22 protein-coding genes and 1 pseudogene are annotated in these 26,021 nt (G+C 52.8%); 11 read left to right on the top strand and 12 right to left on the bottom strand.

What is annotated here, in order from left to right; all coding sequences use genetic code 11:
- A pseudogene (locus tag OES20_11985) lies at window positions 1–1,108 on the top strand (IS30 family transposase).
- 189 nt (window positions 1,109–1,297) lie between these two features.
- On the opposite strand, the gene OES20_11980 reads toward OES20_11985, so the two are convergent.
- Window positions 1,298–2,776 (bottom strand): pyridoxal-5'-phosphate-dependent protein subunit beta, encoded by a 1,479-nt coding sequence (locus OES20_11980; protein ID MDH3635412.1) that lies wholly within the window; start codon window positions 2,774–2,776, stop codon window positions 1,298–1,300.
- A 51-nt stretch (window positions 2,777–2,827) separates the two neighbouring features.
- The gene (locus tag OES20_11975; protein MDH3635411.1) at window positions 2,828–5,287 is read right to left on the bottom strand and encodes an FAD-dependent oxidoreductase; all 2,460 of its coding nucleotides are present in this window, start codon (window positions 5,285–5,287) and stop codon (window positions 2,828–2,830) included.
- Window positions 5,288–6,027: 740 nt separating this feature from the next.
- Here OES20_11975 and OES20_11970 point away from each other — a divergent pair.
- Window positions 6,028–6,708 carry a hypothetical protein gene (locus OES20_11970; GenBank protein ID MDH3635410.1) on the top strand — a complete coding sequence of 227 codons (681 nt, stop codon included), beginning with the start codon at window positions 6,028–6,030 and terminating at the stop codon, window positions 6,706–6,708.
- 209 nt (window positions 6,709–6,917) lie between these two features.
- On the opposite strand, the gene OES20_11965 is transcribed toward OES20_11970, so the two are convergent.
- Window positions 6,918–7,718, bottom strand: coding sequence for a hypothetical protein (locus OES20_11965; protein ID MDH3635409.1), 801 nt, complete (start codon window positions 7,716–7,718; stop codon window positions 6,918–6,920).
- Between the two features lie 318 nt (window positions 7,719–8,036).
- On the opposite strand from OES20_11965, the gene OES20_11960 reads away from it, so the two are divergent.
- The 6 genes from OES20_11960 (at window position 8,037) to OES20_11935 (ending at window position 13,999) form a co-directional block, all read left to right on the top strand.
- Window positions 8,037–9,272, top strand: a complete 1,236-nt coding sequence (locus OES20_11960; GenBank protein ID MDH3635408.1) for a mandelate racemase/muconate lactonizing enzyme family protein — start codon at window positions 8,037–8,039, stop codon at window positions 9,270–9,272.
- The gene (locus OES20_11955) at window positions 9,272–10,438 is read left to right on the top strand and encodes a beta-lactamase family protein (GenBank protein ID MDH3635407.1); all 1,167 of its coding nucleotides are present in this window, start codon (window positions 9,272–9,274) and stop codon (window positions 10,436–10,438) included. The genes OES20_11960 and OES20_11955 overlap by 1 nt, the downstream gene beginning before the upstream one ends.
- 17 nt (window positions 10,439–10,455) lie before the next feature.
- On the top strand, window positions 10,456–11,376 hold the full coding sequence (locus OES20_11950) for a DMT family transporter (GenBank protein ID MDH3635406.1): 921 nt from the start codon (window positions 10,456–10,458) through the stop codon (window positions 11,374–11,376).
- A gap of 10 nt (window positions 11,377–11,386) precedes the next feature.
- On the top strand, window positions 11,387–11,575 hold the full coding sequence (locus tag OES20_11945; GenBank protein MDH3635405.1) for a hypothetical protein: 189 nt from the start codon (window positions 11,387–11,389) through the stop codon (window positions 11,573–11,575).
- Window positions 11,576–11,808: 233 nt separating this feature from the next.
- Window positions 11,809–12,402 (top strand): pentapeptide repeat-containing protein, encoded by a 594-nt coding sequence (locus OES20_11940; GenBank protein ID MDH3635404.1) that lies wholly within the window; start codon window positions 11,809–11,811, stop codon window positions 12,400–12,402.
- 100 nt (window positions 12,403–12,502) lie between these two features.
- Window positions 12,503–13,999, top strand: coding sequence for a pyridoxal-phosphate dependent enzyme (locus OES20_11935; GenBank protein MDH3635403.1), 1,497 nt, complete (start codon window positions 12,503–12,505; stop codon window positions 13,997–13,999).
- Window positions 14,000–14,011: 12 nt separating this feature from the next.
- Here the strand turns inward: OES20_11935 and OES20_11930 are convergent, their stop codons facing one another.
- From OES20_11930 to OES20_11920, 3 genes are all read right to left on the bottom strand, one after another.
- On the bottom strand, window positions 14,012–15,421 hold the full coding sequence (locus OES20_11930) for an FAD-binding oxidoreductase (GenBank protein MDH3635402.1): 1,410 nt from the start codon (window positions 15,419–15,421) through the stop codon (window positions 14,012–14,014).
- A gap of 105 nt (window positions 15,422–15,526) precedes the next feature.
- Entirely contained in the window at window positions 15,527–16,390 is an 864-nt protein-coding gene (locus OES20_11925) for a phytanoyl-CoA dioxygenase family protein (protein MDH3635401.1), read from the bottom strand.
- On the bottom strand, window positions 16,387–16,722 hold the full coding sequence (locus OES20_11920; protein ID MDH3635400.1) for a hypothetical protein: 336 nt from the start codon (window positions 16,720–16,722) through the stop codon (window positions 16,387–16,389). Before OES20_11920 ends, OES20_11925 begins: the two co-directional genes overlap by 4 nt.
- A 215-nt stretch (window positions 16,723–16,937) precedes the next feature.
- On the opposite strand from OES20_11920, the gene OES20_11915 reads away from it, so the two are divergent.
- A complete protein-coding gene (locus OES20_11915) occupies window positions 16,938–17,975 on the top strand; it encodes a Fe(3+) ABC transporter substrate-binding protein (protein MDH3635399.1) in 1,038 nt (345 codons plus the stop codon).
- A gap of 79 nt (window positions 17,976–18,054) precedes the next feature.
- Here OES20_11915 and OES20_11910 read toward each other — a convergent pair whose 3' ends face one another.
- The 4 genes from OES20_11910 to OES20_11895 are packed head-to-tail and all read right to left on the bottom strand — an operon-like array spanning window position 18,055 to window position 21,444.
- Window positions 18,055–18,459: an ethanolamine utilization protein gene (locus OES20_11910; GenBank protein ID MDH3635398.1), complete on the bottom strand. Its 405-nt coding sequence runs from the start codon at window positions 18,457–18,459 to the stop codon at window positions 18,055–18,057.
- A 32-nt stretch (window positions 18,460–18,491) separates the two neighbouring features.
- Complete coding sequence (locus OES20_11905; GenBank protein MDH3635397.1) at window positions 18,492–19,499, bottom strand: alpha/beta fold hydrolase; 1,008 nt, start codon at window positions 19,497–19,499, stop codon at window positions 18,492–18,494.
- Window positions 19,496–20,914 carry a glutamine synthetase family protein gene (locus OES20_11900; GenBank protein ID MDH3635396.1) on the bottom strand — a complete coding sequence of 473 codons (1,419 nt, stop codon included), beginning with the start codon at window positions 20,912–20,914 and terminating at the stop codon, window positions 19,496–19,498. Before OES20_11900 ends, OES20_11905 begins: the two co-directional genes overlap by 4 nt.
- Window positions 20,915–20,934: 20 nt before the next feature.
- Window positions 20,935–21,444, bottom strand: coding sequence for an AsnC family transcriptional regulator (locus OES20_11895; protein ID MDH3635395.1), 510 nt, complete (start codon window positions 21,442–21,444; stop codon window positions 20,935–20,937).
- A 153-nt stretch (window positions 21,445–21,597) separates the two neighbouring features.
- On the opposite strand from OES20_11895, the gene OES20_11890 reads away from it, so the two are divergent.
- Together OES20_11890 and gloA are read left to right on the top strand one after the other, a co-directional pair.
- Window positions 21,598–22,707, top strand: coding sequence for an aromatic ring-hydroxylating dioxygenase subunit alpha (locus OES20_11890; GenBank protein MDH3635394.1), 1,110 nt, complete (start codon window positions 21,598–21,600; stop codon window positions 22,705–22,707).
- A gap of 16 nt (window positions 22,708–22,723) precedes the next feature.
- Window positions 22,724–23,140 carry a lactoylglutathione lyase gene (gene gloA / locus OES20_11885; protein MDH3635393.1) on the top strand — a complete coding sequence of 139 codons (417 nt, stop codon included), beginning with the start codon at window positions 22,724–22,726 and terminating at the stop codon, window positions 23,138–23,140.
- Between the two features lie 92 nt (window positions 23,141–23,232).
- Here the strand turns inward: gloA and gabT are convergent, their stop codons facing one another.
- Window positions 23,233–24,552 (bottom strand): 4-aminobutyrate--2-oxoglutarate transaminase, encoded by a 1,320-nt coding sequence (gene gabT / locus OES20_11880; GenBank protein ID MDH3635392.1) that lies wholly within the window; start codon window positions 24,550–24,552, stop codon window positions 23,233–23,235.
- The gene (locus OES20_11875) at window positions 24,549–26,012 is read right to left on the bottom strand and encodes an NAD-dependent succinate-semialdehyde dehydrogenase (GenBank protein MDH3635391.1); all 1,464 of its coding nucleotides are present in this window, start codon (window positions 26,010–26,012) and stop codon (window positions 24,549–24,551) included. The genes gabT and OES20_11875 overlap by 4 nt, the downstream gene beginning before the upstream one ends.
- Window positions 26,013–26,021 lie beyond the last annotated feature (9 nt).

The raw sequence follows: 26,021 nt of genomic DNA, 5'->3' as shown, positions 1-26,021 counted from the left end.
GGGATCGCTGGCAGAAAGGCGAATCTCTTAACTCGATGCGCGCCTGTTTGATCGGGGTCATTCATCGATACAACGCATCCTGACGGAGACTGGTGGGATACGTCCGAGACAACGCCGTCGATCGCGTTTAGCATTGACGCTGGCGGAACGTGAAGAGATTTCCCGCGGTGTGGTTGCCGGTCATCCCATCCGTTCGATCGCAGCGTCACTGTGCCGGGCACCATCCACGGTCAGTCGAGAGATAAGGCGCAACGGTGGCCGGCGAAGTTATCGAGCAAACAAAGCTGATCAATCTGCCTGGGATCGAGCACATCGTCCCAAAACCTGTAAACTGCTGGAGAACCGTGCGTTAGCCCGGGTCGTAGCGAACAAGCTCAGACTGGAGTGGTCGCCTGAACAGATCGCTGGTTGGTTGAAGCGCACGTATCCTGATGATGAGAACTACCAAGTGTCACACGAGACGATCTATCGCAGCCTCTTCATCCAGGCCCGGGGCGCCTTGAAAAAGGAGTTGCAGCAGCACCTTAGACGCAAACATGTCATGCGTCGCTCGCGCCACAAGAATCTCAAGGGCGAGGGTTTGAGACAAATTACCGATATGGTATCGATCAGCGAACGGCCCGCCGCCGTTGAAGATCGAGCCGTACCAGGTCATTGGGAAGGCGATTTGATCTTCGGCACCCAGGGAAGCCAGATCGCAACGCTGGTTGAGCGCCACACGCGCTACGTGATGCTCGCAAAGGTCAACAGTAAAGACTCTGAGACGGTGATCACCGCGTTAATCAAGCAAGCCCACAAACTACCGGCGGAACTCTACAAGTCGCTTACCTGGGACCGCGGCAAAGAAATGGCTGATCACACGCGGTTTACATTGGCAACCGACATAAAGGTGTACTTCTGTGATCCACAAAACCCCTGGCAACGTGGTTCCAACGAGAACACCAATGGTTTGCTCAGACAGTACTTCCCAAAGGGAACCGACCTCTCAGTGCACTCGCAGGCAAAACTCAATGCAGTGGCTCGACGGCTGAACGAGCGGCCAAGAAAAACGTTAGACTATGAGACGCCAGCCGAACGATTTAACCAATGTGTTGCGTCGATCGGTTGAAACCGCAGTCGTTAGCTGCCGCTGAAATATCAAATTCGAGCATCTGCTTTTGAAAACCAGAAAACCTAAAAATCCGTACCGGCAACCCGCTCCAGAGCAGTCCAGTCACCGAGCCCACGGATGCCCCCCAGCTCTCCAGATTGCCCACACCGGATCAAAAAATTCCTTCCTCTGAAAATAGGTTCCAGGCTAGCTCGCCGCGCTATTGAACTCGTTAATCATCCGATCCCAGGCCGGCACTACCTCCATAAGACTGTTCCAGAAATCCGGGTCACGTCGGGCATCGAAGTCTTCCAACGATACGCCTTGTTGCTCGACCCAGGTGTAGTAGCCAAGATTAAACACCCGCTCTCGATTACGCAGGGTCATTTCCTCCATGTTATCGGTGGTTGTTGCCAACAGGTAGCGACCGTAACTTTCTGCGGCCGCCAGTTCATTGAATGTGCCAGCAAAGTCTTCTGCGGTTGCCTTGGCGATCTCGGTGCCATACATTTCTGCGCCATCGGTTGCCACCGTCAGAACCACATCATCGGCGCCCAGTCCCATGTACCGCGCCATTTTGATAGCACCGAGGACGTTGGCTATGGATGAAAGCCCCAGATCGGCCAATCCGTTGATAACATCTTGAGATATCCCGGTGCGTTTTGTCAAAAAGTCCCGGCCGACGGGTGTGTTAAACACCAGGTTCAACGCGTTCGATGCCTTGTCTGTAACCGCAACCACATAATCCGTATTCAACACGTTATGAATAAATGGCACATGCTTATCGCCGATTCCCTGGATGTTATGATCACCATAGCCGTTGTTGAGCAGCGTTGGGCATTCGAGCGCCTCGACAACACAGATGTTGGTGCCAAGCTGTTGTTTCAGATGGTCCCCCGCGGCGAGCGTTCCGCTGGAACCAGAGGCAGCCACGTAGGCACGTGCTTTCATTTTTCCGTTGGTATTAACGGCATTAAAGATACGCTCCAGCGCCGGCCCGGTTACTGCACGATGAGAGATATAATTGCCAAACTCATTAAACTGATTGAGGATTACGTTTTCAGTATCTTCAGCCATTACGTTGCAGGCGTCGTAGATTTCCTTGACGTTGCTTTCGGTGCCATAAGTTCGCACAATGTCGCTCTGGTCGGTTACCCAGTTTTCCAGCCACTCGAATCTTTCTCGACTCATGCCTTCGGGCAAAACGGCTACGCTGCGGCACCCCAGAATGCGAGAAATAGCGACGCCGCCCCGGCAGTAATTCCCCGTTGAAGGCCAAACCGCGCGATGATGAGTCGGATCAAACTGCCCGGTAATCAGTCGTGGCACCAGGCAGCCATAAGCGGCCAGGACCTTATGCGCGCGGATCATTGGGAAGCGATTACCGATAGCTACGACAATTTTTGCATCAACACCGGTCAGTTCTGAAGGCAGAACGATATGTGCGGGCACATCGACCAGGCTTTTGCGATCAGCTGCATTGTGCCAGTGCACGCGAAAAAGATTACGCGCATCCGGTGAATCAGGATCAGCAGATTGTATATGGGACTCAATCTCGGCACGCGAAGACACGGGATCGGCTAACTGGGAGATTGTCGGTAATTTAATACCTGCTTGCCGAAACCGCTCAACGGCACGATCATAGGCTTCACGGTTCACAATTTCGGTTTCTAATTTGATCGACATTATTCTGTATCGCGGCGGACTTGAATCCACAGCGCCTCTTTTGGTTAAGTTCTAATTCTCACCTAAAAACATCCGTTCACTCGACGGGTCGAAAAAAGGACTCAGACTAATCGTTGCTGCTATTGCCTTTCCTTCAACCATGACCTCGTAGCGCCCTGTTTCAAGGTCTTGTTTGTCTGTCGAACCCTCGGGCAAATATACAAAACAAAGGCCAACGGCCGAACCGACAGTGTAGCCATAAGCAGCCGATGTCACAAAACCTGCTACAAGACCGTCGCGCAAAACTGGTTCGTTGTGATAAAGCATGGGATCTGGATCGTTAAGTTTAATGGAACAAAGATACGGACCAGACTTTTGCTCCCGTCTCTCCATATAGGCTTCCTTGCCAATAAAGGAAACTGGTTTTTCGGTTTTACAGAGAAACTCGCAACCTACTTGATGGGGTGCTTCGGTATAAGACATGTCGTGGCCCCAATGCAGATATCCTTTTTCAATCCTCAGGGCGTTAAGCGCCTCGCCGCCAATCAGGCGGAGACCAAAGGCCTGTCCTTCATCCATGAGCACATCAAAAACATGTTCCGCAAAATCCGGGGTAATAAATATCTCCCATCCGAGTTCCCCTGAAAATGAAATTCGCTGAGCCCATACCGCGGCATGCCCAATATGGAATTCTTGCCAACTATTGAAAGGAAAAGCCTCGTTTGACATATCAATGCCAGACACTGTTTGCATAAGATCGCGACTTTTCGGCCCCATGATGGACAGGATTGCATAAGCCGAAGTGACATCACGAAGCCTGACATCTTCGTCAACCTGGATATGGTCGCGAAGCCTAAAGTGATCGCGCCTGGTGCGCGCCATGGAACTCATGACCATAAAGCGGTCTTGCGCAAAACGAGCCACGGTCATGTCACTTTCAATGCCACCACGCTCGTTGAGCATCAGCGTGTATACCAGCCGCCCCGTGTTCATCGCCATATTGTTTGTGCATAGCCGCTGCAGGAAGCGCTCGGCATCCGTTCCTTCAACCAAAAGCTTGCCCAGCATGGAATAATCAATCATGGCAACGGATTCACGGGCCGCCTTTTGTTCCTCCTGTGCGTAACAGAACCAGTTTTGTCGGCCAAAGCTGTATTTGATCTTGGGTTCGACACCTTCCGGCGCAAACCAGGCTGGGCGTTCCCAACCCTGAACTTCGGCGAAACAGGCTCTGTTTTCCTGCAAGGCATTGTAAAATGGAGTCTTCCTGATGTTTCTCGCGGTGGTACGCTGATAGTTCGGCCAATGCATGGCATAGGTTCGTGTCTGGGTCTCGGGGGTTCTCTGCTGCAGGTAAAGGTCGCGCGCCTGAAATTCTTCATTGCGCGCGGGATCCATATCGTTCAAATCATGTTGAGGAAACCCCTTCATAATCCACTGCGCCAGGGCACGCCCCGCGCCAGCTCCTGACTGGATACCTGTCGAATTGACGCCCGCCAGAACAAAATAACCCTTTACCTCGGGGGCCTCACCGAGAATGAAGTTACCATCGTAAGAGTAACTTTCCGGCCCATTGAAGAAGGTCCGGATTCCCGTTTCCTGTAATATAGGAACACGCTTCAGTGCCAATTCGAGAACATCCATAACGTCATCTTCAACAAACGGCAATGAATCAAAGCAAAAATCTTCAGGAATACCCTTCATACCCCACGGTTTTACCTGATTGTGGGCGAAGCCAAAGAGTAGTTTTCCGGCGTCTTCCTTGAAGTAGGTAGAATCATCATATGATCGCAGAACCGGTAAATCCTGCGGAAGATCGGGAATGGCATCAGTGACCAGGTAATAGTGCTCGCAGGCATGCAGCGGGATATTCACGCCGTTCTGTCTTCCCAATTCGCGAGCCCACATTCCCGCGCAGTTGACCACAAAATCAGCTTCAACAACCCCCTTGTCCGTGCGCACACCACTGGCTTTGCCGTCGTACATCAGAACCTCTTCGACCCGGGTGTCTTCAAATATTTGTGCCCCCCTTGAACGGGCACCTTTCATCAAAGCCATGGTTAAATCGATTGGGTTGATATAACCGTTGCCAGGAACATAAATTCCCCCGAGAACTCCTTCAGGATTCACTAAAGGCCAACGTTCCTTGATTTCTGAAACACTGATTTCATAGGCTTCCACATCATGGATTAATGCAAAGTCCGCTTGCCGACGAAGTTCAGCCAGGCGCTCTGCATTGGTTGCAATGGAGATCGAGCCGCAACATTTGTAACCTGTTTTCTGTCCTGTTTCGCTTTCCAGTTCTGCAAAAAGATCGGAGCCATACTTGGCAAAATCCGTTGTTGCATGACCGCCTTGCAAGCGCCCGACCAGGCCCGCTGCATGCCAGGTTGTTCCACTTGTCAGTTTCTTCCGCTCGATCAGAACGATGTTGGTCCACCCTTCTTTGGCAAGATGATAGGCCACAGAACAACCATGTATACCACCACCAATGATGGCGACCTGGGCATGTTTCGGGAATAGCGATGTCATACCTGTATCCTTGAATATATTTTTTGACTAGGTGATGGGTAACTCAGTTGCCGCATTTTAGATAAGCATCGAATTCTTTTTTATGCGTCGACAGGGTTTTACCCTGGCGCTCCATATAGTCGAAAATCTCGAGATAATACGTTTCTACAAATTGGTAGGGTAACGTTAGTTCCGGTTGATGGCGTCTATATCTGGCACTAGCCTTTCTAACAGCATTCCTTGCTGAAAACATAGCAATTCCCTTTGGTTCAATACTTGCTTCCCATACTGTGCTTTAGAATACACTGAGTAAAGGTAAAGAACTATCAACCCTCGATTTCGCGATTCACTGAGTCAAACCTTATATTTTGAGCACCCATGCAGGTTTACTACGCACTACTTAGAGTAGTTATTAGAATGTAAGTAATTTCGACAGCCCCTGATGTTTCATATCTGAATGACACTGCCGGTCGTTAATCGCCGCTGACTCATCGAGTCTGAGCGTCTGTTATCTGATAAATAAACCCTCAAAAAGCTCTGGTGTGAGGCAATCTTCGGTCACGATCGAACATTCAACGGTTTCTCGCGCTGAGCACAAAAAAGTCGTCACACAAATGTCAGGCTAAATTAAATAGCAACTGTAAATCTGGGGACTTGATCGTGACGCCCGGTTGAAGGAACTGACACTTGGTACCCTATTTCGACGACAGGAAGTAGAATATCGATAATGTCGGTGAACTACCGGTTAGTCGTTGTCAAGTATGAAGCTTATCACCGGTCAACACATTACAATTAAATCAATTTGTATTCTGCTGTTTCCTGTAATGCTTACTGCGGCAGAATCGCCAGTCGATGAAAGCTGGATCGATGACGACAGCGAATGGCGCACCTTGCAAGTCAATGAAGGCCAGTTGGAGTTTATCGCCCCCATCCATGACCAGTCGATTTTACATTCTGATACTCACCTATGGATAACCGGCGAGAGTTTGCAAACGGGCTGGGTAAAAATGCAACAATGTTACCGACACCTGGATGCGGTGGGCAGAACCGATGTGGAGTATGCATATCGTGAAATGAAAAATCTGCAACTGACGCGCGTCGAACAAATTGCACAAACTCGTGTTAAGCAACATAGCGTCGAACTGGAGGATGTAGAGAAAGGCGCAGTGCTTTGTGTGCAGGCGGATGTGAAAATATTGCGACACTTATCCGATAAGACCTATGGTATGGAAAACGGGCCCTACTATCGCAAATTCCTTGACGGCTATTATCCTTACCATGTGAGTCTGACGGTGCATTATCCGAATGATGAAATTCAACTTAAGCAGATAATGCCGGAAACACAGAGTGGATTTAATGTAATTGAAAAAAAAGACGGCCTGAGTATTGATAGCTGGTTTGAAGGGGTGTTACGAATTAGGTTTGATTTTTTTAAAAAATGAATGTCAATAAAAAGAAAATACACAAGGGTCGGACCTCTCTGTAGCAGGCGCTCAACTGCGTTCACTGGGCATCGCATTTCAGCCAATATGAGACACTCGGCAGAAATAAAAAACCCCGCACGGTGGCGGGGTTTCGATATTTAAAATTTTATTGGTACAGTCGGTGGAGTCAACGATAAGGTTATTTTCAAACTATAAAGCTAATTGCTTTAAGTATTGAGTTCGCTCATGATCTTCCCCAGGGTCGCCCTCAGACTCTGCAGCAAGTGCGGCTCGAGTTTCTTAAAATCCGCCGCGTCCCCGACCTGGGAACTACTGCTAACCGGGCTTTTCGCGACGGTGGCGTCTGATTCTTTCCAGATAACCTTGCCATCTTGATTGACAGCCATTAGATCGACTTTAACCGTCGCAAAGTTTTTGCCAACCTGCACTAAACCGTTATAGTTTGTTCCATCGATTGAATACCCATAGGAAATGTTGACATGCACGGCAGCATCAAGGCCCAAATCTCGTGCCAGGGACGCCAAATTCTTTTTGTCGCTGATACGTTTATAACCGCGGGCAATATTTTTCTTACCAAAAATAGAATTTCCTGAAGTCTTTGTGTTTGCATAATTACTGTCACCAGTAACATTCTTCTCTGGCAACAAAAGATAGTTGTTGGTTTTTGACATGCTGCTGAACACAGTTGGAATTGACTTGTCGAGCATCTGCTGTGAGTTTTCGAAAAAGCCTTTGTCCGACGATAACGCACTAAATGCTCCGCTCAGGCTGGAATCGGCATCGACCTGGGTAATATAGGGTTCGGCCGTAATGGAAACAATTCCAAATATCTTGTCTGCACCAAAAGCAGACGTATCTTTGGTTCTACCCAGCGCATCAAACAACGTCATGCTCGTTGACGCGCTTTTGTTGGATATCGTGCAGCCTGGCTGGATTGATATCAATGCGAGAACTACCACTGTGACCATTATTTTTTTCAGGCCAGTCTTTTTGTTTATGGTGATCATGCCTTTAAACTCCTGCTTCATTTTTTTCAAGTATAGTGGGTTTTTTGGACTCGACACGGAGTTGGGTTAAGTTGGAGTTTCTGGGGAACACGGTACTTGATTGCAGTAGTTAAGAGCTTCCGCTTTTGGTTGTAAGCCAACTCTCGGTCAAATGCTCTCAGAGTCCGTTTTCGACTGAATTATGAGAAATCCTCGTTAAACAATGGATTTCAGAGTCAGTAACCCTGTAGCTTCAAGAAAACATCATCTCCAGATTTTAGTTTCGAAAAACAATCGATTGGAGTAACTTAGGTAAGGTTTTCTAGCGCGAGCAAGAATATGATTCTGAAGGATATCAAAACCTGGGTTACGGTGCCGCCAAGCGGTATCGGTGGGGCCTTCTGGGTGATCGTCAAGATCACAACAGACGATGGCATCGAGGGTATTGGCGAGTGTTATGGTATTCCGGTGTCGGGAGACATCGCCTGCACAATGGTTGAGGATACCTTCGAGCGGTTTATCGCCGGTGAAGATCCGCATCATGTCGAAACCATGTTCCGGCGTGTTTACTCGGCCGGGTTCACGCAACGCCCCGATATCAGCATGATGGGTGTGTTCAGCGGCATCGAAATTGCGATTTGGGATATTCTCGGCAAAGCGCATGACCAGCCGATTTACCAGCTACTCGGCGGCAAGTTTCACGAAGACCTGCGCACCTATACCTACCTCTATCCCGAGGCACTCGCGGCAGATGGCAATCCGGGTGAAGGTGCTCCGGATGTGTATCACGACGCCGATGCAGCAGCAGCCCGTGCGCTTGACTACATCGACATGGGATTTACCGCGATCAAGCAGGATCCGGCCGGGCCCTACAGCTTTCAGGGTGGGCGCGAGTTATCGTTGACTGAACTGAGTCGTTGCGAAGAAAACGTGCGCAAGATTCGGGAAGCGGTTGGCGATCGTGCCGATATCCTGTTCGGCACACACGGCCAGATGACGACTTCATCGGCGATCCGCCTGGCACGTCGGCTGGAGTCCTACGATCCGTTGTGGTTTGAAGAACCCTGCCCACCCGATCAGATGGAAGCCATCGGCAAGGTAGCTGCTGCGACCAGTATCCCGGTCGCGACCGGTGAACGCCTGACCACGCGGATCGAGTTTCACCAGGCACTCAAGGCCGGCGTGTCGATATTGCAGCCGGATATCGGACGCAGCGGCGGGGTCTGGGAAACCAAGAAAATTGCCGTGCTGGCGCAATTGTTTAACGCCCAGATCGCGCCGCATATTTACTGTGGTCCGATTGCGCATGCGGCAGCGGCCCAGGTCGCATTCAGTTGCCCGAATTTCCTGATACTGGAGACGATCCAGACCGAGTTTCATGATGCGATTCTGAACAAGCCGTTGGCCTGGGAAGCCGGGTACATGCCGGCACCGGGCGAACCGGGGCTCGGCATTACGCTCAATGAAACCGTGATTGAGTCCCATCCCTACAATTCCGGTGGACGTTTGCACCTCGAAATGTGCCAGGTTGTACTCGATTCTAATAACCAGGATATTGTTACCGAGCTCGAATAATGCTGTCCCGACCGACCGCGCTAAACCTGTCTAACTGGCGACAGCCGGGAAACAATCGCTGGGCATTCCATCATGTGCGCGAAATCATCCCGACCGACGAGATTGCCCGCGGTGAACGCGTTAGCAAATTTGAAAAATCTATTGCCGGCAATGTTGACGGCGTAAAGGTTGCAGCGCCCGACGGTACGGACTGGTCACTGCAGCGCTGGCTCGAGGAATCTAACAGCGATGCGTTGTTGGTCGCGCATCATGGCAAACTCGTGCACGAATGGTATTTTGATCCTGCGATTGAAACCCGCCCGCATATTGTGTTTTCAGTGAGTAAGTCGATAACCGCGACGCTGGCCGGGGTTCTGGTTGACCAGGGATTGCTGGATCCGTCCAAACCCGTGGTCGAGTACATTCCCGAGCTTGCGGATTCAGGTTATCGTGATGCCAGCCTGCAACAGGTGCTTGATATGGTTGTCAATATCGACTTTACCGAAGATTACCTGGCTACCGAAGGCAAGTTTCTCGAATATCGAACCGCGACCGCCTGGCATCCCTGCCCGGTCGACGCGATCGATCAGAACCTGCACGATTTTCTGTGCTCGATCGAGCGCGCTGACGGCGAACATGGCCAGGTCTGGCAGTATAAATCGCCCAATTCCGATCTACTCGGCTGGGTGCTGGAACGTGCCAGTGGCGAAAGACTGGCAAGCCTGATGTCGAGATACCTGTGGCAACCCATGGGTGCCGAGGCGAATGCCTACATCACCGTTGATCGAAAGGGCGCAGCGCGCACCGCTGGGGGAATTTGCGTACTGCCCAGGGACTTGTTGCGCTTCGGCGAGCTGGTGCGTAATCGCGGATACGCTAACGGCCGCCAGGTGATACCGGAGTGGTGGATTGAAGACTGCAGCGAAGCTGGTAGTCGTGAAGCCTGGCGACGGGGTGAATCTTCCAAGGAATTTGCCGATGGACAATATCGTAATAAATGGTACCAGACCGGAAACGAACACCGCGCCATGCTCGCGATCGGCATCCATAGCCAGTGGATCTATATCAATCCGGTGACCGAGGTGACTGTCGTCAAGCTGTCGTCCCAGGATGAGCCGCTCAAGCCCGAACTGGATGAAACCAACCTGCAGATGTTTACCAATATCAGCTCCGCATTAACGCCATGATTCGTTGAGGCTTGCCGTTGGACTCGGGTCGCAGCGATTTAGTCCCCAGTATCGCGATCGCGTTTGGTGCTGCATTGTGGGGCCTTTACTGGATTCCGATCCGTGGCATCGAGCAGGCCGGGGCGCATGCCTTCTGGACCGGCCCCGTCATATTTGGCGCTGCCTCATTGTTGTTCCTGCCGTTAATGCTGTTCCGGATTCACAATTACATTGCACACTGGCGTCATATACTGCTGCCAGGACTGCTGGCTGGATTTGCCTTCGCGCTTTATATCGCCAGCCTCAACCTGACCGAGGTGGTGCGCGCGATTCTGCTGTTTTACATGAGCCCGCTGTGGAGCACGATGCTCGGGATACTGGTGTTGAAGGAGAGGCTTACTGGTAACCGGGTAGTCGCCCTGTTACTTGCATTTAGTGGGCTTTACATCGTGCTGGTGGTTGAAAGCGGGCTGCCGATTCCGCGTAACAACGGTGACTGGTTTGCGCTGTTATCAGGGCTGTGCTGGTCAGTCGCGACTGTGAAGCTGTTCCAGGATGGCGCAAGAATGATTTTCGAGAAAGTAACGATGTTTGTTGTTTTCGCGCTGTTGATGTCGTTAATGCTTATTGTCTGGCAGCAGGGGACGCTCGCCGGTATGCCGGACCTCGCGTCCCTGCAAAAAGGCTGGTACTGGATTGTGATAGTCGCGCTCGGAATGCTGCCGATCACCTACCTGACGATATGGCCGGCGACAGTTTTGAGCCCCGGTCGTGTCGGCATGCTACTCCTGTTTGAAGTGCTGGTGGGTGTTGCCTCTGCAGCGATTCTAACCGATGAACCGTTTGGCTTGCGCGAGATTATCGGTGCTACGTTGATCATTGCTGCAGGGGTTGTTGAAGTGTTGCGCCAGCAAAAATTTGACAATTCAGGTATAGTACGCGGTCAGACGCCACCTTGAGGGAAGGGTTATGCATCGCAAAAAATACCCGGCAATGAAAGACCGTCGCGATATCGGCAGGGTTGATATTGCAATCGAAAAATTGATGGCTGCACGCGAAGTCAGCTCCTGCTGCGTCGGCGTCGAAGCATTGCTTGAAATTGACTCGAAATTAATCGATAAACATCTCAAGACTGGCAGTAAGTTTCCCGCGGTGTGATAGCGCATCGATTAGTTTTAATCTGGATGGGGAGACCTGTGTCGCCGGTAGCTTTCTCCCTGGCAGTGGAATTTTCTCAGGGTACTAGAGTCATAATAGATAATACCCAGAGGAGCGGTTGAACAACTATGGGCGTAAAAATAAGAAAGCGGACATTATTGTTAATTTGTCTGAGCTCGCTGGTTTCGATTAATTCGGCAATTGCGGATTGCAATGACAAGCGGAGGCCCGGAATGGATTGGTCGGGGTGCAAGAAAACCAATAAGATGCTGGATGGTTCGAATTTCACCGGCAGCCGGTTTAACAACGCCAATCTCAGCATGAGCACCCTTCATGGGAGTAATTTTACCGGTGCCAGCCTGGTTAAAACCAATATGACGCGAAGCCCTGCTACGCGCACTCGCTTTAAAGATGCCGATTTGACCAAGGCGGTTGGCTATCGTGCAAACTTCGCTGAGGCCAGGTTTAAAAACACCACGCTGATAAAATCAGAATTTTCCCGGGCCAGCCTTAAAAAGGCCACGCTCGAAGACGTTGACTGGTCGCGATCGGAGCTGGGGCGCGCCGATTTTTCCGGGGCCAGTTTGAAGAATGTGAGTTTTGAATTTTCAAATATTTCCAGGGCCATGTTTGCCGACTCGAAATTGAGCAATGTTGATTTCAAGGGGGCGTACACTTACCTGACCCATTTCGAGGATGTCGATCTAACCGGGGCTCTAAACCTGACCCAGGCGCAGATCGATATTTCCTGTGGCAATTTGAATACACGTGTACCGAAAGGCCGGTGGATACCCGATACCTGGCCCTGTTCCGATTGGCTCGATTAGCGCTCTGTTAACTGCTAAATCGATCGGAGCCGAGTGAGCGGCAAGGTTGTCTCTGGCCCTATTAACGAAACCTGCAGACCCTGCAGGGGGAGTGGGAGAGATGGGACAAATATTTCGGAGTATTCTCGATACCATCGGAAATACGCCCACGGTTAAAATCAATAACCTGGGACCTGAGAATCGCAACATCTACGTCAAGATCGAGTCTTTCAACCCGATGGGCTCGGTAAAGGATCGCCTGGCCCTCGGGGTGATTGAAGATGCCGAGCGCAGCGGAGCACTCAAACCCGGGCAAACCATCGTCGAGGCAACGAGCGGCAATACCGGTATTGGTCTGGCCATGGTTTGCGCGCAAAAAGGTTACCCGCTGGTGATCGTCATGGCGGAGAATTTCAGCATAGAAAGACGCCGCATGATCCGTTTCCTGGGTGCCAGGGTTATATTGACACCTGCCGCGGATATGGGGACCGGTATGATCGCCAAGGTCAATGAGCTGGTCGAAGAACATGGCTGGTGGCAGCCGAGCCAGTTCGATAATCCCGCCAATGCCAAAATGCACGAACGCACCACGGCGGTCGAGATTGTCGACGATTTCGCCGATATCGGTCTCGATTACTGGGTGACCGGTTTCGGCACCAGCGGCACGCTGGCGGGGGTCTCACGGGTGTTGAGGAAAAAGAGCCCCGACACCAAAATCATGGTTTGCGAACCGGACAACTCGCAGATTCTGGGCAGTGGTATTAGCCAGCAACGCAATGCCGATGGCTCTTACCAGACGCACCCGAACTACAGGCCACATTTGATGCAAGGCTGGTCACCGAACTTCATCCCCAAATTTGCCGAAGAAGCGCTTAAAGCGAATCATATCGACGAGATAATACCGATCAACGGCACCTACGCTATCCAGTGCACGATGGATCTGGCGCAAAAAGAAGGAATCTTCGTCGGTACCAGTTCCGGGGCCACCTTTGCCGGTGCGCTGCAGGTCGCAGAGACCGCGCCCGAGGGAGCGAACATTCTGTGTATGCTGCCGGATACCGGTGAACGTTATCTCTCGACTCCGCTATTTGAAAGCATTGCTGAAGACATGAACGAAGCTGAGATCGAGATTTCACGCTCAACCCCGGGCTATCGTTTCGATATCAGCGATGCGCCTGCCGAGGAGGTTGGTGAACCGGAACCAGAAGTACAGGTTGAACTGGATCCAGCGGCGCTTGCCGAAGTTGAATCGATCATCGAACAAAACCGGGACCAGGTACTCATGTTTTCGCTGGAGTGGTGTGAATTCTGTTGGTCGGTACGCAAAATGTTGACCGCCTGCGACATTCCTTACGTCACCGTCGATCTCGATTCGGTCGCTTTTCAGGACAACGACCGTGGTGGAAAAATCCTGGCGGTGTTAAACCAGAAAAATGACTGGCCCACGATCCCGCAGATTTATGTCGGCGGCGAATTCGTCGGTGGGGCAACAGACCTGTTCGATGTCGGCAAAGCCGGAGAATTGCAGCCCAAGCTTGCGGCACGCAACATTCCCTATAACGAGACGATCAATCGAGACCCGTACAGTTTTCTGCCGACCTGGTTGCATCCCCGGTAGGCTCTGGAAGCTTTACAGCGTAATCGGGAAGCCCATTTTCTGCACCATGGCGATCCAGAGTTTACGCCATCCGCCTTTTTCGTCGAAGCTGTCTAGTGCGTACATCGTGATTTTGGCGCCGATCCAGCGAAACGGCTCCGGCGGGATGTAGTTAGGCATGGTCCGTGCAAATTGCATCCGGGTTTCGGGGATGTCGAGCTGGTCCAGGATTGCAAGGCCTATACGCGCGCCGAAGCGTGATGCGGTCACGCCGAAGCCTGAATAGCCGCCCGCAAACACCATGTCGCCGTCGTGGTACTTCTGGTAGTGCACGGCCATGCGCGTGGTCAAACCGATTGGACCGCTCCAGGCATGTGAAAATCTAATTTCGTCTGCCAGTTGCGGGAAGGTGCGGTAAAAAGATTGCACCAGGCGAATAAATGGCTGTGGTGTTTTATCGAGTGCCGGATCGGTGTCGTTACCAAAGAAATAATCCAGTCGTCCACCGAAAAGAATGCGATTGTCTGCGGTCAGGCGCATATAGTTAAGTTGCGTACGCGTATCGTAGATACCCTGGCGATGTTGCCATCCGACCCGTTGCATCTGTCCCTCCGTCAGCGGCTCGGTGACGACAATCCGGTCGCGAATCGCAGCAACCCGTCGACTGATATGCCGGTGGCCCGCGGCCCAGGCATTGGTCGCGAGCAAAACCTTGCGCGCGGTAATCGTTGCCCCCGGTGTGTTAACAACGATGCTTTCCCGGGTCTTATGATTTTCCAGGTGGGGAGTATTTTCAAACAGTCTCACGCCAAGCTCGAGTGCCGCTTGCTTTAATCCTCTAACCAGCTTGCCCGGGTGCACGGTGCCGCAGCGCTTTGTTGACCACGCACCGCCGTGGAAAATCGGTGAATTGATTTCAGCCTGCACACCGGTTTTGTCAAGCTTGACCGCTTCGTGGCCATACTTGAGGTAAAGTTGGTATTCTTCCTCGACCCGGGAAAGGCCCTCGTCGCCAATCGATACCTTCAATTCGCCGCCCCATTCGAGGTCACAGTCGATTCCATAGCGCTCTACCGTTCGCCGAAACCCGTCCATGTTTTCACGCCCCAGCCTTTCGAGTTCGGCCACATCGTGTGGAAAGATCCGCTCGGTGTTATCGATGCCGTGCATGACCGAAGTCGACATGATCGCGGCAGGGCGACCGCTAGCGCCGTTGGCGACACTCTTCGCTTCTATCAGCACGACATCCCTCGCCGGGTTTTGCTCCTTCGCCTGAATCGCCGCCCACAGACCGCAGAAGCCGCCACCGACGATCAACAGATCGCAACTGGTATCCTGATCCAGCGCCGATTCATCCGTAACCGGATCGAGACTATCCAGCCAGTAAGTCGTAAACCGGGTATCGGAGAGTGCAATTAGCGCCTGTTGGACTGTGTCAACCATTACACTGGATTCCGATGGTTCCCGATATCATGCATCGATGGTATCACCAATCACTTAGCTTTTACCGTATCAGGCAGGTGCCAAATTGATCCGTTGTTAAGACCGTTAACGATGGTCGGCCAGGTAATCTTCGATCTGTGGCGTGCGATAGCCGTCCTCGCGCCACAGCACCGGGAAATAGTTTTCATCCAGTTGATTGTCGCCGAGACGTTTGTAGCGACTATAGATAGGGCCGATACCTTGCCCAAAATTCTCGGGCATATACTCGACATCGCTGCGCATCGCGTGCAGCACCAGTGAGCGCCGCGGGTTGGGACTGCGGTTGGCACCGGATCCATGCCAGGTCCAGCCGTGATGGAACGATCCGCCACCCGCCTTGACCTCGACATAAACGATTTCCGGTTCGGTGCCTTCGCGTGCCGCCGCTTCTCGCATCGGCTTGCGATAATCTTCCGGGGCATGAAACTCGCCTTCGGGTTCGCTTAAGTGCCATTTGTGCGAGCCGCGCACGAACTCGATGGTTCCGCTGTCGGCGTGCGTGTCATCCAGCGCGATCCAGCAGGTCAATAAATCTGACGGGGTAAACCAGGAGAGGTAGGCGCTGTCCTGGTGGAAACCGAACGACTTCGTAGCAGGGGGTTTCCAGACCACGTTATCGATCATGATGCGCACGCCGGGCCAACCCGCAAGTTTCGCGATCGCCTCACCGAGCACCTGGTCCAAAACCACTTGCGCAATTTCGCGGTTGGCCTTCCAGCCGTTACAGATCTGGCGCGATAAGGCGGGATCTCCGGTTGCTTCCTGCCAATTGACCTCGTCGGGGCGAACGCCGGTTTCGAACTTGCCGCTAAACAGGTCGGTAAAGGCCTGGTGAAGACCCGGAACGATAGTGCTGTCGATCAAGCGATCGACAATTAAGAAACCGTCGCTACCGAAGCTGTCACGTTCAGCATTCGAAATTTCGATCATGCAGGCCAGTCCTCGCCGTCGGTATACCGTGTACCGCGATGGCCCCGTTTGGCAACCGTCGTCTGCAGTCGCTCTCCCGGCGCATCGACGATGATCAGGATGCGGGGTTTTCCCGATCCCGGGTTGGTTGCGCCGGTGATGAATTTTTTGATCTTGAGACGCCCGTGTAGCTGGTCCTTGAAAATCGTGTAGACGTAGTCGCCGACCTTGAGCCGTTTGGGTTCGGTGCCCACCATGTGAAATTCGTACTCCTTGCGGCTGCCGTCGTACAGCGAGTCTAGAGTTTCAACCCCGGCTGATGCGGGAATGGTCTTGGTAATGCCGAAGCTCATAAGTCGCTCGCAATCAGTAATCTGGTGAAAGCATGATAAGGACGATTCCGGTTGCCGGCAATACGTCACGTCAATACTTGACTTCAGTCAACTATGTTGCGCACAGGCGAGGTTAGGATATTCAGTAATGATATTTTAAATGCGAATGATTAACATTTGCATTCGCATTAAGGATTTGCTAGCTTATTCCACCTTGACACTGGAGATTTAGAGAAATGTACCGCAGTTTAATTGGCCACAGGTCTTTGCTATTAACCGCCTTTTGCCTGTCCCTTGTTTTCGGACATGGCATCGCACAGGCCCAGGACGTCAATGTCTATTCAGCACGTAAGGAAGCGCTCATCCTGCCGTTGCTGCAAAAGTTCAAGCAGCAGACGGGGATCGGTTTTAACCTGATCACTGCCAAGGCCGATGCCCTGTTAAAGCGTCTCGAGTCGGAAGGCCAGTCGACACCCGCCGACATCTTTATCACCACCGATGCCGGGCGCTTGCAACGTGCCAAGGATGCCGGGGTTTTACGACCCGTTGATAACCAAACCCTGAACGCCAGGATCCCGGAAAATTTACGGGACAAAGAGAATTACTGGTTTGGGTTATCGCAACGCGCCCGTGTAATCTTCTACGCGAAAGACAGGGTCGATCCAGCTGAACTGTCGACCTACGAGGCACTGGCCGATGCAAAATGGAAGCAGCGGATCTGCATCCGTTCCTCCGGTAACATTTACAATCAGTCGCTGGTGGCGTCGATGATCGTAGCGCATGGGGCTGAAAAAACCGAGACCTGGGCGCGCGGGCTGGTTGCCAACTTCGCGCGCAAACCCGCCGGCGGTGACACCGATCAATTGCGCGCCGCCGCGGCCGGGTTATGCGATATCGCGATAGCCAACACTTATTACTATGGACGTCTCGTCAACAGCGCCAAGGAAGATGATCAAAAGGTAGCCACCAGCCTGGGCCTGTTCTGGCCTAACCAGGCGGAGCGGGGCGCACACGTCAATGTCAGCGGCGCCGCTATCACCCGGTATACCAGTCATCCAGAGGCGGCGGAGCGCCTGCTTGAGTTTCTGGTCAATCCCGAATCTCAGGCCTGGTACGCCGAGGTCAATAATGAATACCCGGTGGTAGCCGACGCGAAAACGCCTGCGACTTTGAACGCGTTTGGAGAATTCAGGAGTGATTCCCTCAACCTCACACTGCTCGGTGAAAATAACCGCGCCGCGGTGCAATTGATGGATCGCGCGGGCTGGCGCTAGGTTGCAGCTTCGCCTGGCCGTCGATCAGCGATTCCCGGGTCGAGAGCGGAGTCGTGGCGTTCTTCAGTTTGCATTTGTTTCACCGTTCGTAGGGCACGGGCATCTCATCGGCATCAATACCGGGCACGTGGGTGATGCCGGCGCGCTGTTTCCAGTCAACCGGGTAAGCCGTATAAAAAATGACGCACTTGTTGTCACACTCGTATTTGACGTGATTGTCTTTCGGCACGAACATCAGGTCGCCCGGATTGAGTTCATACCCGATCTCGTCGACCACGAGCCGGAAGGTACCCTCGAGACAATAAATCATTTCATCGCAAGTTAGATCCCAGGGTACCGAAATCTTGTTCAGCGCGTTAATGCCACCCGCCATCGATTCGCTGATTTCAGTGGTCACGAAAGGCTTGATGTAAGTACCGTCCTCGGGCAGGTTGTCAATACGATCCTGTATATCGGCGATTCTAAATACGCTTGGTGCAGTCATGCTGTTCTCCAGGTTTTTAAAGTGAAACTGGTTTAGTCAAGCAACTCGGAAATTGCCTGGTCGAGATAGCGTTCGAATTCTGGGCTGTTACCCGGTGACGCCACGCAGTGGCCCCAGGCTGATTCGTAGATGCGCAGTTCACCGTCGGTGATGTGCTCGATTTCGAGCTGGTTATCCTCGGGACGGAAATACAGATCATTATTGCAGGCGATGACGATGGTTTTCGCCTTGATCGCGTTCAGGGCCGCCCTGAAATCATGCTGATAGATATCGTTGGCACTGATATCGCCCAGTTGCCAGGTCTTGAGTTTGCACAATAAATCATTGGCGTCCCAGCCGAGGTGATCCTGTTCCCAGTCCTGCAACAGCGCCTCCGCGGTATCGAAACCCTTGAGGCGATACATTTGTTCACGGAAAAAGGTCTGTGAAAAGGCCCAGCCGGCATAGACGCGACCAAATGCCTTCAATCCATTTACCGGCGGGCTGGTATAGTTGCCATCTGCATAGTCTGCATCCGCCTGCAGTGCCGCTTTAACGCCCTCGAGGAAGACAATATTATGCTCGGAAGTTTTCGCCGAGGCGCAAAACGGCAGTATCGCGTCGACGAAATCCGGGTACTGTGCAGCCCATTGAAACGACTGGCAGCCCGCCATCGACCAGCCGGTAACGAGCGCAATTTTGTCAACACCAAGTTTCTCGGTGAGCGATCGATACTGTGCGCGAACATTGTCGTACAGCGTAATATCGGGGAAGCTGGCAGCGTTATACGGGGTCGGGGTATTGCTCGGGGACGACGAAATCCCGTTGCCGAACAGGTTGACCGAAACCACGCAATGGCGTGCCGGATCGATCGCCCTTCCCGGTCCGAAGAAACCCTCGTTACGCATATGATTGCCGGTGTAAAAAGTCGGCAGTACCACAACGTTATCCCGGCTTGCGTTCAGCTCACCATAGGTTTTATACGCGAGCTGCGCGTCGGGCAGAACCACACCCGACTGCAGTTCGAATTCGCCGAGATCGTAGACGCTGTAATCTTTCAAAACAGGCGCAGGTATTCCTGTACTTCCCAGTCGGTAGTGACCTGGTGGTAACGCTCCCATTCGTCGACCTTGTAGGCGAGGAAAGATGACAGCATCTGCTCGCCCAGCACCTCTTTCGCCAGTTTGCTCTTGCCGAGTTGCTCGGTTGCTTCCAGCAGGTTACGCGGTAGCGCGGTCAGCTTTTGCTGTTTCTTATCATCCATGACGTAGAGGTCTTCGTCCACCGATTTACCCGGATCGATCTTATTGACCACGCCGTCGATGGTTGCCCCCAGCATCATACCGAGGCCGAGGTAGGGATTCATACACATGTCGGCGGCGCGATTTTCGAGTGCGAAACGGCTTTGCGGCATGCGCAGCATCGCCGAGCGGTTATTCGAGCCGTAAGTGATATGCGTTGGCGCCCAGGTGTAAACGCCACCCTCGAAACCACCCACCTTGGGCACCAGCCCGTTGTAGGAATTGACTGTACTACAAGCTACTGCGGTAATCGCCGCGCCGTGTTTGAGAATACCGCCAATGGCGTGGTAAGCGGTTTGGCTCCAGCCGCCCTTGCTGTCCGCATAGAGGTTATTGTCTGGCTTGCCAACCCTGACCAGCGAGGTATTCATATGTGCACCCGAGCGCCAATCGCCGGTAGTCGGCTTGGGCATGAAAGTAACGAACATGCCGTGCTTCTTGGCAATTTCCTTCAGCAGAACTCTCAGGAAAACCATTCGATCCGCCATTTCGAGTACGTTGGTATAGTGAAAATCGAGCTCGAACTGCGAATAGGCACCTTCAGCGACAACGTCGTGCAGTTGCCAGCCGAGGTCGTTCAGAATATCGATCAAATTACCGAGGAAACCCATCGCGTCGATCGAGTATTCAACATCGTAGCCGAAAGCCTGACGCCGCGGCCGTATGCCTTCGCCTTCGGCGGGATCGTCGTCGAAGGCCTTAACGGGTTTCCCGTTTTCATCCCACTGCATGGTAATGAATTCGGGCTCGATGCCGGCCATCATCGCGTAGCCCTGGTCGGCAGCATCACGGATGATGCGTTTCAGCGCCTGGCGCGGGCACAGGTTGTAGGGTTTGTCCTCCCACCAGAGATCGGCGAATACCCAGGCACAGGTCGGATCCCAGGGGCAGATCACGAGGCTGTCGAGATCGGGCACCGGGATCTGGTCGGAGTCAGCCGGGCCGAGTTCAGGCACGAAAGACACCGAGTGCACGGCGAATTGAGGTCCCTTGCCGAGGCATAGCGGTTCGAAGTCACAAATGGGTACAGGCTTGGTCTTGGGTACGCCGAGCATATCGATCCAGCAGGATAGTATGTACTTGACGCCGGCATCCTCGAGTTTTTTTTGTTCTTTTCTGATACGCGTCTTGCTGGGAAAAGATTTCTCCATACTCTCGTAGTACGTGCTGCTCATTGTTGTGCTCCTCTGTGTGATTACTGTGCCTGCCGTTTCAGCAGGAACTGGTTTTTAAACATTTCGATACCGCTCATGACCTCTATCTGATCGATGTCTTCGTGACCGAAACAGTGTTGTTCCAGGAAAGACTGAAATGCGCCACTGGTTTCGCAAACCACTTCGATCAGTAAATCGTAGCGGCCAGAAACCCAGAGTACGTAGACGACTTCGCCGTGTTCGCTGAGGCGGTGAGCGACGCTGCGTGGTGTTGCCGGGCTTGCGACCTTGATCCCGATCATCGCATCGGCCTGGTAACGAATTGCCATCGGGTCGGCCAGTGCGACAATCTTGAGTGCGCCGCCACGTTTCATCGACTGCACGCGGTTGCGGATCGTGCCTTCCGAAACCTTGAGCGCCTTGGCGATATCCTTGTAAGGTAAACGGCCATCCTGTTGCAACATCTTGATAATGGCGCGGTTAAGATCATCCTCGGTGGAGGCGATGCCACGCACCCTGGGTTCAGCGGAGACTGCAGCTTCAGAAGCCATATTTATAGTTTTCGCGATTGAAAGCGCGGCATTATTGATGAAAACGGAGAATATTGCAAAAATTATTGCGCAAAGCGTAAAATAATCAATAATATTTGTTTCGCGAATGGGTAACTCTGTGCTAATTTAACGCGTTCTGACAAGTTCTGAATCATGCTGACTCAGTCATTATTTCGCGATTTTGATGCGGTTGAATCGGTACCCTGTGGTTTACCGGCGCTTGCCTATACCAGCGATGAATTTCTGCAGCTCGAAAATCAGCATCTGTTTGCCAAACACTGGGTGTTCGCCGGTTTTTCACATGACCTGCAAAATACGGGTGACACAAAACCCATCCAGATAGCCGGACTGCCGGTTTTCCTGTTGCGCGATTCCAAGGGTGGAATTCGGGCTTTTCACAATGTTTGCCGACATCGCAACCTGAAACTAATCGATGGTGATGGCAACTGCGGCAAACTGATCCGCTGCCCTTACCACAGCTGGAGTTACGATCTGTGCGGTAACCTCATAAATGCCCCCTATTTTGGTGGTGGCGCACAGCAGCAGCCCGAAAATTTCGATTTTACCGAGCATGGCTTGATACCGGTACATTGCGCAATTTGGCATGACTGGATTTTTGTCAACCTGTCCGAAGATCCAACTCCATTCGAGGATTTCCTTGCACCGATCAGGAAAATGCTCGGCGGCAATAAGGTCGAAGACTATAAACCGGTTATGACCATCGATTTTGGTGAAATTGCCTGTAACTGGAAGCTGTTGATGGAAAATTTCATCGAGCCTTACCACGTGCAATTCGTACACCAGACCACGACCAATCAGCCGTTGCAGGATCATCGCACTTTTATCGAGGCGCACTGCGTCGGTAGCGTGGTGGAGCTCAACGCCGAACAACAGGCCAGAGCAAACTTGAGCGCACTCGGCGTGACATCGCACTACCTGACGTTGTTTCCGAGTTTCATCCTTGGCACCTATCAACCCGACCAGCTTGGTGTGTACCTGCACCAGCCGATTGACGCCGGCCATACACGCCAGCGCCGGGTTATTTACACCCACAAGGACGCGAACTATAGTGACGCCGAAATTCAGCAGTTAAGGGATTTGTGGCATAGAGTTCATCTCGAAGATCATGCAATGTGCATGCGTATGCAACAGGGGCGGCAATCGTCGCTTGCCGCCGACGGCGGGGTATTATCACCCTACTGGGAAAACAGCGTGCGCCGATTCCAGGAGATGATCGCTGACGCGATCCGACCCGCACTATAAAGAATAGAGGCAAACCATGAGCGATCAAAAACCCGATTTCCGACTCGATCACACTATGATCCGCGTATTCGACCAGGAAAAGACCCTGGATTTTTACACCCGCATCCTGGGTATGAAGATACTGCGTCAGAACGAGTATCCAGACGGCCGCTTTACGAATACCTTTGTCGGTTACCAGGGTGAGGACGAGGGTACGACGATCGAAATGACCTACAACTGGGATCAGACGGAACCTTATGATTTCGGCAATGCCTGGGGGCATTTTGCGCTCAAGGTATCCGATGTCTATGCGACCGCAGAGTATCTAAAGTCAGAAAGTGTTGAATTTGTGCGCGAGCCCGGCCCGATGAACGCGGGCACACGCATCATCGCATTCTTCAAGGATCCAAACGGCTACGTTATCGAACTTAACGAACCGCTCGGAAACTCTTAACTTTCGTCATTGCGAGCGTAGCGGGGCAATCTTATAGATTCGAGAGATTGCTTCGACGCTATGCGCCTCGCAATGACGTCAGGAGTCGATGCTTAGACCAGATCGTCGAGGCAGCTTGCGAGGATATCCATACCCTCGTTGATCAGTGTGTCGCTGATGTTCAGCGCGGGCAGGAAGCGAATGACGTTACCGCGTGCGCCACAACTGAGCAGTGCCAGACCATTTTCATAGGCAGCACCGATTAATGCTTTGGTCAGGTCCGGGTCCGGTTGCTCGGCATCGCCGTTCTTGACCAGCTCCATTGCCATCATCGCGCCGTGACTGGTGCGCAGGTGGCCGATGTTTGCCGGGAATTTCGCCTGCAAGGCTTCGAGGCGACTGGCAAATATCTTGCTTACGTGGCTCGCAGAGTCGACCAGGTTTTCTTCTTCGATTACGTCAATCATCGCCAACCCTGCGACACAGCCAAGTGGTGAACCGGCATAAGTGCCGCCGAGACCGCCGGGTAGTGGCGCGTCCATGATGTCGGTTTTACCGACAACCGCGGCAATCGGAAAACCATTGGCCATGCCCTTGGCCACCGTCATCAGGTCGGCCTCGATATCGGCATATTCGCTACAGAACATCTTGCCGGTGCGTGCGAAGCCGGTCTGGATTTCATCGACGACCAAAACGATTCCATGCTCATCACAAAGTGCTCGCAGCGCCTGTAAAAATTCCACTGGCGCCGGGTAAAAGCCACCTTCACCCTGCACCGGCTCGACGATGATCGCGGCGACATCACTGGCTGCGATATCGGCCTGGAACAGGTTATCAACTCCTTTGAGTGCGTCAGCCACCGAGACGCCGTGATACTCGATCGGGAACGGAGCGTGGTAAATCTCTGCCGGAAACGGACCGAACAGATTTTTATAAGGAGTAATCTTGCCGGTCAACCCCATCGCGAGCATGGTTCTGCCGTGAAAGCCGCCGTTAAAGGCGATCACGCCGCGTCGTCCGGTATGCGCGCGCGCGATCTTGACTGCATTTTCGATCGCCTCGGCACCGGTGGTGACGAAAATTGACTTTTTCTTGCTCGGCCCGGGCGCCAGTTCATTCAGTTTTTCGGCCAGGCGTACCGAGCTGTCGTAGGGAGTGACCATGACGCAGGTATGGCTGAACCTGTCGAGCTGCTCGGCCACCGCTGCAGTGATTTTCGGATGGCAATGACCTGCCGAACAAACGGCGATACCGGTACCGAAATCGATGTAGCGGTTGCCCTCCACGTCCCACAATTCCGAACCCTGCGCACGTTCGACATAAACCGGCGCGATATTTCCCTGACCGCGGGCCACGGCATCTTCTTTACGAGTTTGCCACTCTTTGTTGGAAAGACCTGCAAATTCGGTCACTTTCAGTTTTGGGTTACTCATTTGTCGATTCCTCCCATGCACAGGTACTTGATCTCGGTATAATCATCGAGACCGTACTTCGAGCCTTCGCGGCCTTGTCCGGATTCCTTGACACCCCCAAACGGCGCCATTTCATTGGAGATGATGCCTTCGTTGATACCGACGATGCCGTATTCGAGGCTTTCGGCAACCCGCCAGATGCGCCCGATATCGCGCGCATAAAAATAACAGGCGAGGCCGAACTCGGTATCGTTCGCTATCTGGATGGCTTCATCCTCGGTGTCGAACTTGTACAGGGGTGCGATCGGCCCGAAGATTTCTTCACGGAATACCCGCATTTCGCCATTGACGTTGGTCAAAATGGTGGGTTCGAAGAAATGGGTCCCGAGCTCGGAACGGTTACCACCGACCACCATGTTTGCGCCCTTGCTGACCGCGTCAGCGACAAAAGCTTCCATATCGTTTGCGGCCTGTTCGGTGATCAGGGGTCCAACCGTAACACCTTCCTCGGTGCCGTCACCCATCTTGAGGCCGCTGACGGCAGTTGCCAGTTTGTCGGCAAAGGCGTCATAGCAGCTGGCTTGAACCATGATACGGTTGGCGCAAACGCAGGTTTGCCCGGCGTTGCGATACTTGCTGATCAGTGCACCGGCGACGGCTGCGTCAAGATCGGCATCGTCGAAGACGATGAAAGGCGCGTTACCACCGAGTTCCATCGAGGTACGTTTTACCGTCTGTGCACATTCGGCCATCAGTTGCTTGCCAACCGGGGTAGATCCGGTAAAGGTCAACTTGCGCACGGTTGGATTGGATGTCAGTTCCTTGCCGATGGCAGCGGTTTCACCGGTGACCATATTGATGACGCCCGGCGGAATACCGGCACGCTCGGCCAGTTCGACGAACGCGTAGGCGGATAACGGGGTTGCGTTGGCAGGTTTACAGACCACAGTGCAGCCGATCGCAAGCGCCGGCGCAATTTTGCGCGTCAGCATGGCGTTGGGAAAATTCCACGGTGTAATACAGGCGACGACACCCACGGGTTGCTTGATACAGACGATGCGCTTGTCATTGGAAGGCTGCGGGATGGTGTCGCCGTAGATGCGCTTGGCTTCCTCGGCAAACCATTCGATATAGTTGGCACCGTAGGCGACTTCACCGCGCGACTCGGCCAACGGCTTACCCTGTTCGACAGTCATGATCATCGCCAGGTCTTCCTGTGCTTCCATCATCAGGTTGAACCACTTGCGCAAACAGGCGGCGCGCTCTTTAGCAGTCCTTTTGCTCCATTCGGGAAACGCGGCGCCGGCTGCTTCGATCGCGCGGCGGGTTTCCGCGGTGCTGCATTTCGCAACTTCAGCGATAACTTCACCATTGGCAGGATTGGTCACCGGCACGGTTTCGCTGTTGTCAGCGTCCACCCATTGGCCATTGATATAGGCTTTTGTTTTAAGCAGTGCCTGGTCCGTTAGTTGAATACTCATATGCTTGAT

The organism is Gammaproteobacteria bacterium (assembly GCA_029862005.1).
Lineage (GTDB): Bacteria > Pseudomonadota > Gammaproteobacteria.
The sequence above is the reverse complement of the archived record's forward strand: the minus strand, read 5'-3'. Positions and strand labels throughout refer to the sequence as shown.

What these genes read in the sequence shown, in the direction of transcription:
- OES20_11980 (MDH3635412.1), bottom strand. Translation starts at nt 2,776, where the DNA reads ATGTCGATCAAATTAGAAACCGAAATTGTGAACCGTGAAGCCTATGAT.
- OES20_11975 (MDH3635411.1), bottom strand. Translation starts at nt 5,287, where the DNA reads ATGACATCGCTATTCCCGAAACATGCCCAGGTCGCCATCATTGGTGGT.
- OES20_11970 (MDH3635410.1), top strand. Translation starts at nt 6,028, where the DNA reads ATGAAGCTTATCACCGGTCAACACATTACAATTAAATCAATTTGTATT.
- OES20_11965 (MDH3635409.1), bottom strand. Translation starts at nt 7,718, where the DNA reads ATGATCACCATAAACAAAAAGACTGGCCTGAAAAAAATAATGGTCACA.
- OES20_11960 (MDH3635408.1), top strand. Translation starts at nt 8,037, where the DNA reads ATGATTCTGAAGGATATCAAAACCTGGGTTACGGTGCCGCCAAGCGGT.
- OES20_11955 (MDH3635407.1), top strand. Translation starts at nt 9,272, where the DNA reads ATGCTGTCCCGACCGACCGCGCTAAACCTGTCTAACTGGCGACAGCCG.
- OES20_11945 (MDH3635405.1), top strand. Translation starts at nt 11,387, where the DNA reads ATGCATCGCAAAAAATACCCGGCAATGAAAGACCGTCGCGATATCGGC.
- OES20_11940 (MDH3635404.1), top strand. Translation starts at nt 11,809, where the DNA reads ATGGATTGGTCGGGGTGCAAGAAAACCAATAAGATGCTGGATGGTTCG.
- OES20_11935 (MDH3635403.1), top strand. Translation starts at nt 12,503, where the DNA reads ATGGGACAAATATTTCGGAGTATTCTCGATACCATCGGAAATACGCCC.
- OES20_11930 (MDH3635402.1), bottom strand. Translation starts at nt 15,421, where the DNA reads ATGGTTGACACAGTCCAACAGGCGCTAATTGCACTCTCCGATACCCGG.
- OES20_11925 (MDH3635401.1), bottom strand. Translation starts at nt 16,390, where the DNA reads ATGATCGAAATTTCGAATGCTGAACGTGACAGCTTCGGTAGCGACGGT.
- OES20_11920 (MDH3635400.1), bottom strand. Translation starts at nt 16,722, where the DNA reads ATGAGCTTCGGCATTACCAAGACCATTCCCGCATCAGCCGGGGTTGAA.
- OES20_11915 (MDH3635399.1), top strand. Translation starts at nt 16,938, where the DNA reads ATGTACCGCAGTTTAATTGGCCACAGGTCTTTGCTATTAACCGCCTTT.
- OES20_11910 (MDH3635398.1), bottom strand. Translation starts at nt 18,459, where the DNA reads ATGACTGCACCAAGCGTATTTAGAATCGCCGATATACAGGATCGTATT.
- OES20_11900 (MDH3635396.1), bottom strand. Translation starts at nt 20,914, where the DNA reads ATGAGCAGCACGTACTACGAGAGTATGGAGAAATCTTTTCCCAGCAAG.
- OES20_11895 (MDH3635395.1), bottom strand. Translation starts at nt 21,444, where the DNA reads ATGGCTTCTGAAGCTGCAGTCTCCGCTGAACCCAGGGTGCGTGGCATC.
- OES20_11890 (MDH3635394.1), top strand. Translation starts at nt 21,598, where the DNA reads ATGCTGACTCAGTCATTATTTCGCGATTTTGATGCGGTTGAATCGGTA.
- gloA (MDH3635393.1), top strand. Translation starts at nt 22,724, where the DNA reads ATGAGCGATCAAAAACCCGATTTCCGACTCGATCACACTATGATCCGC.
- gabT (MDH3635392.1), bottom strand. Translation starts at nt 24,552, where the DNA reads ATGAGTAACCCAAAACTGAAAGTGACCGAATTTGCAGGTCTTTCCAAC.
- OES20_11875 (MDH3635391.1), bottom strand. Translation starts at nt 26,012, where the DNA reads ATGAGTATTCAACTAACGGACCAGGCACTGCTTAAAACAAAAGCCTAT.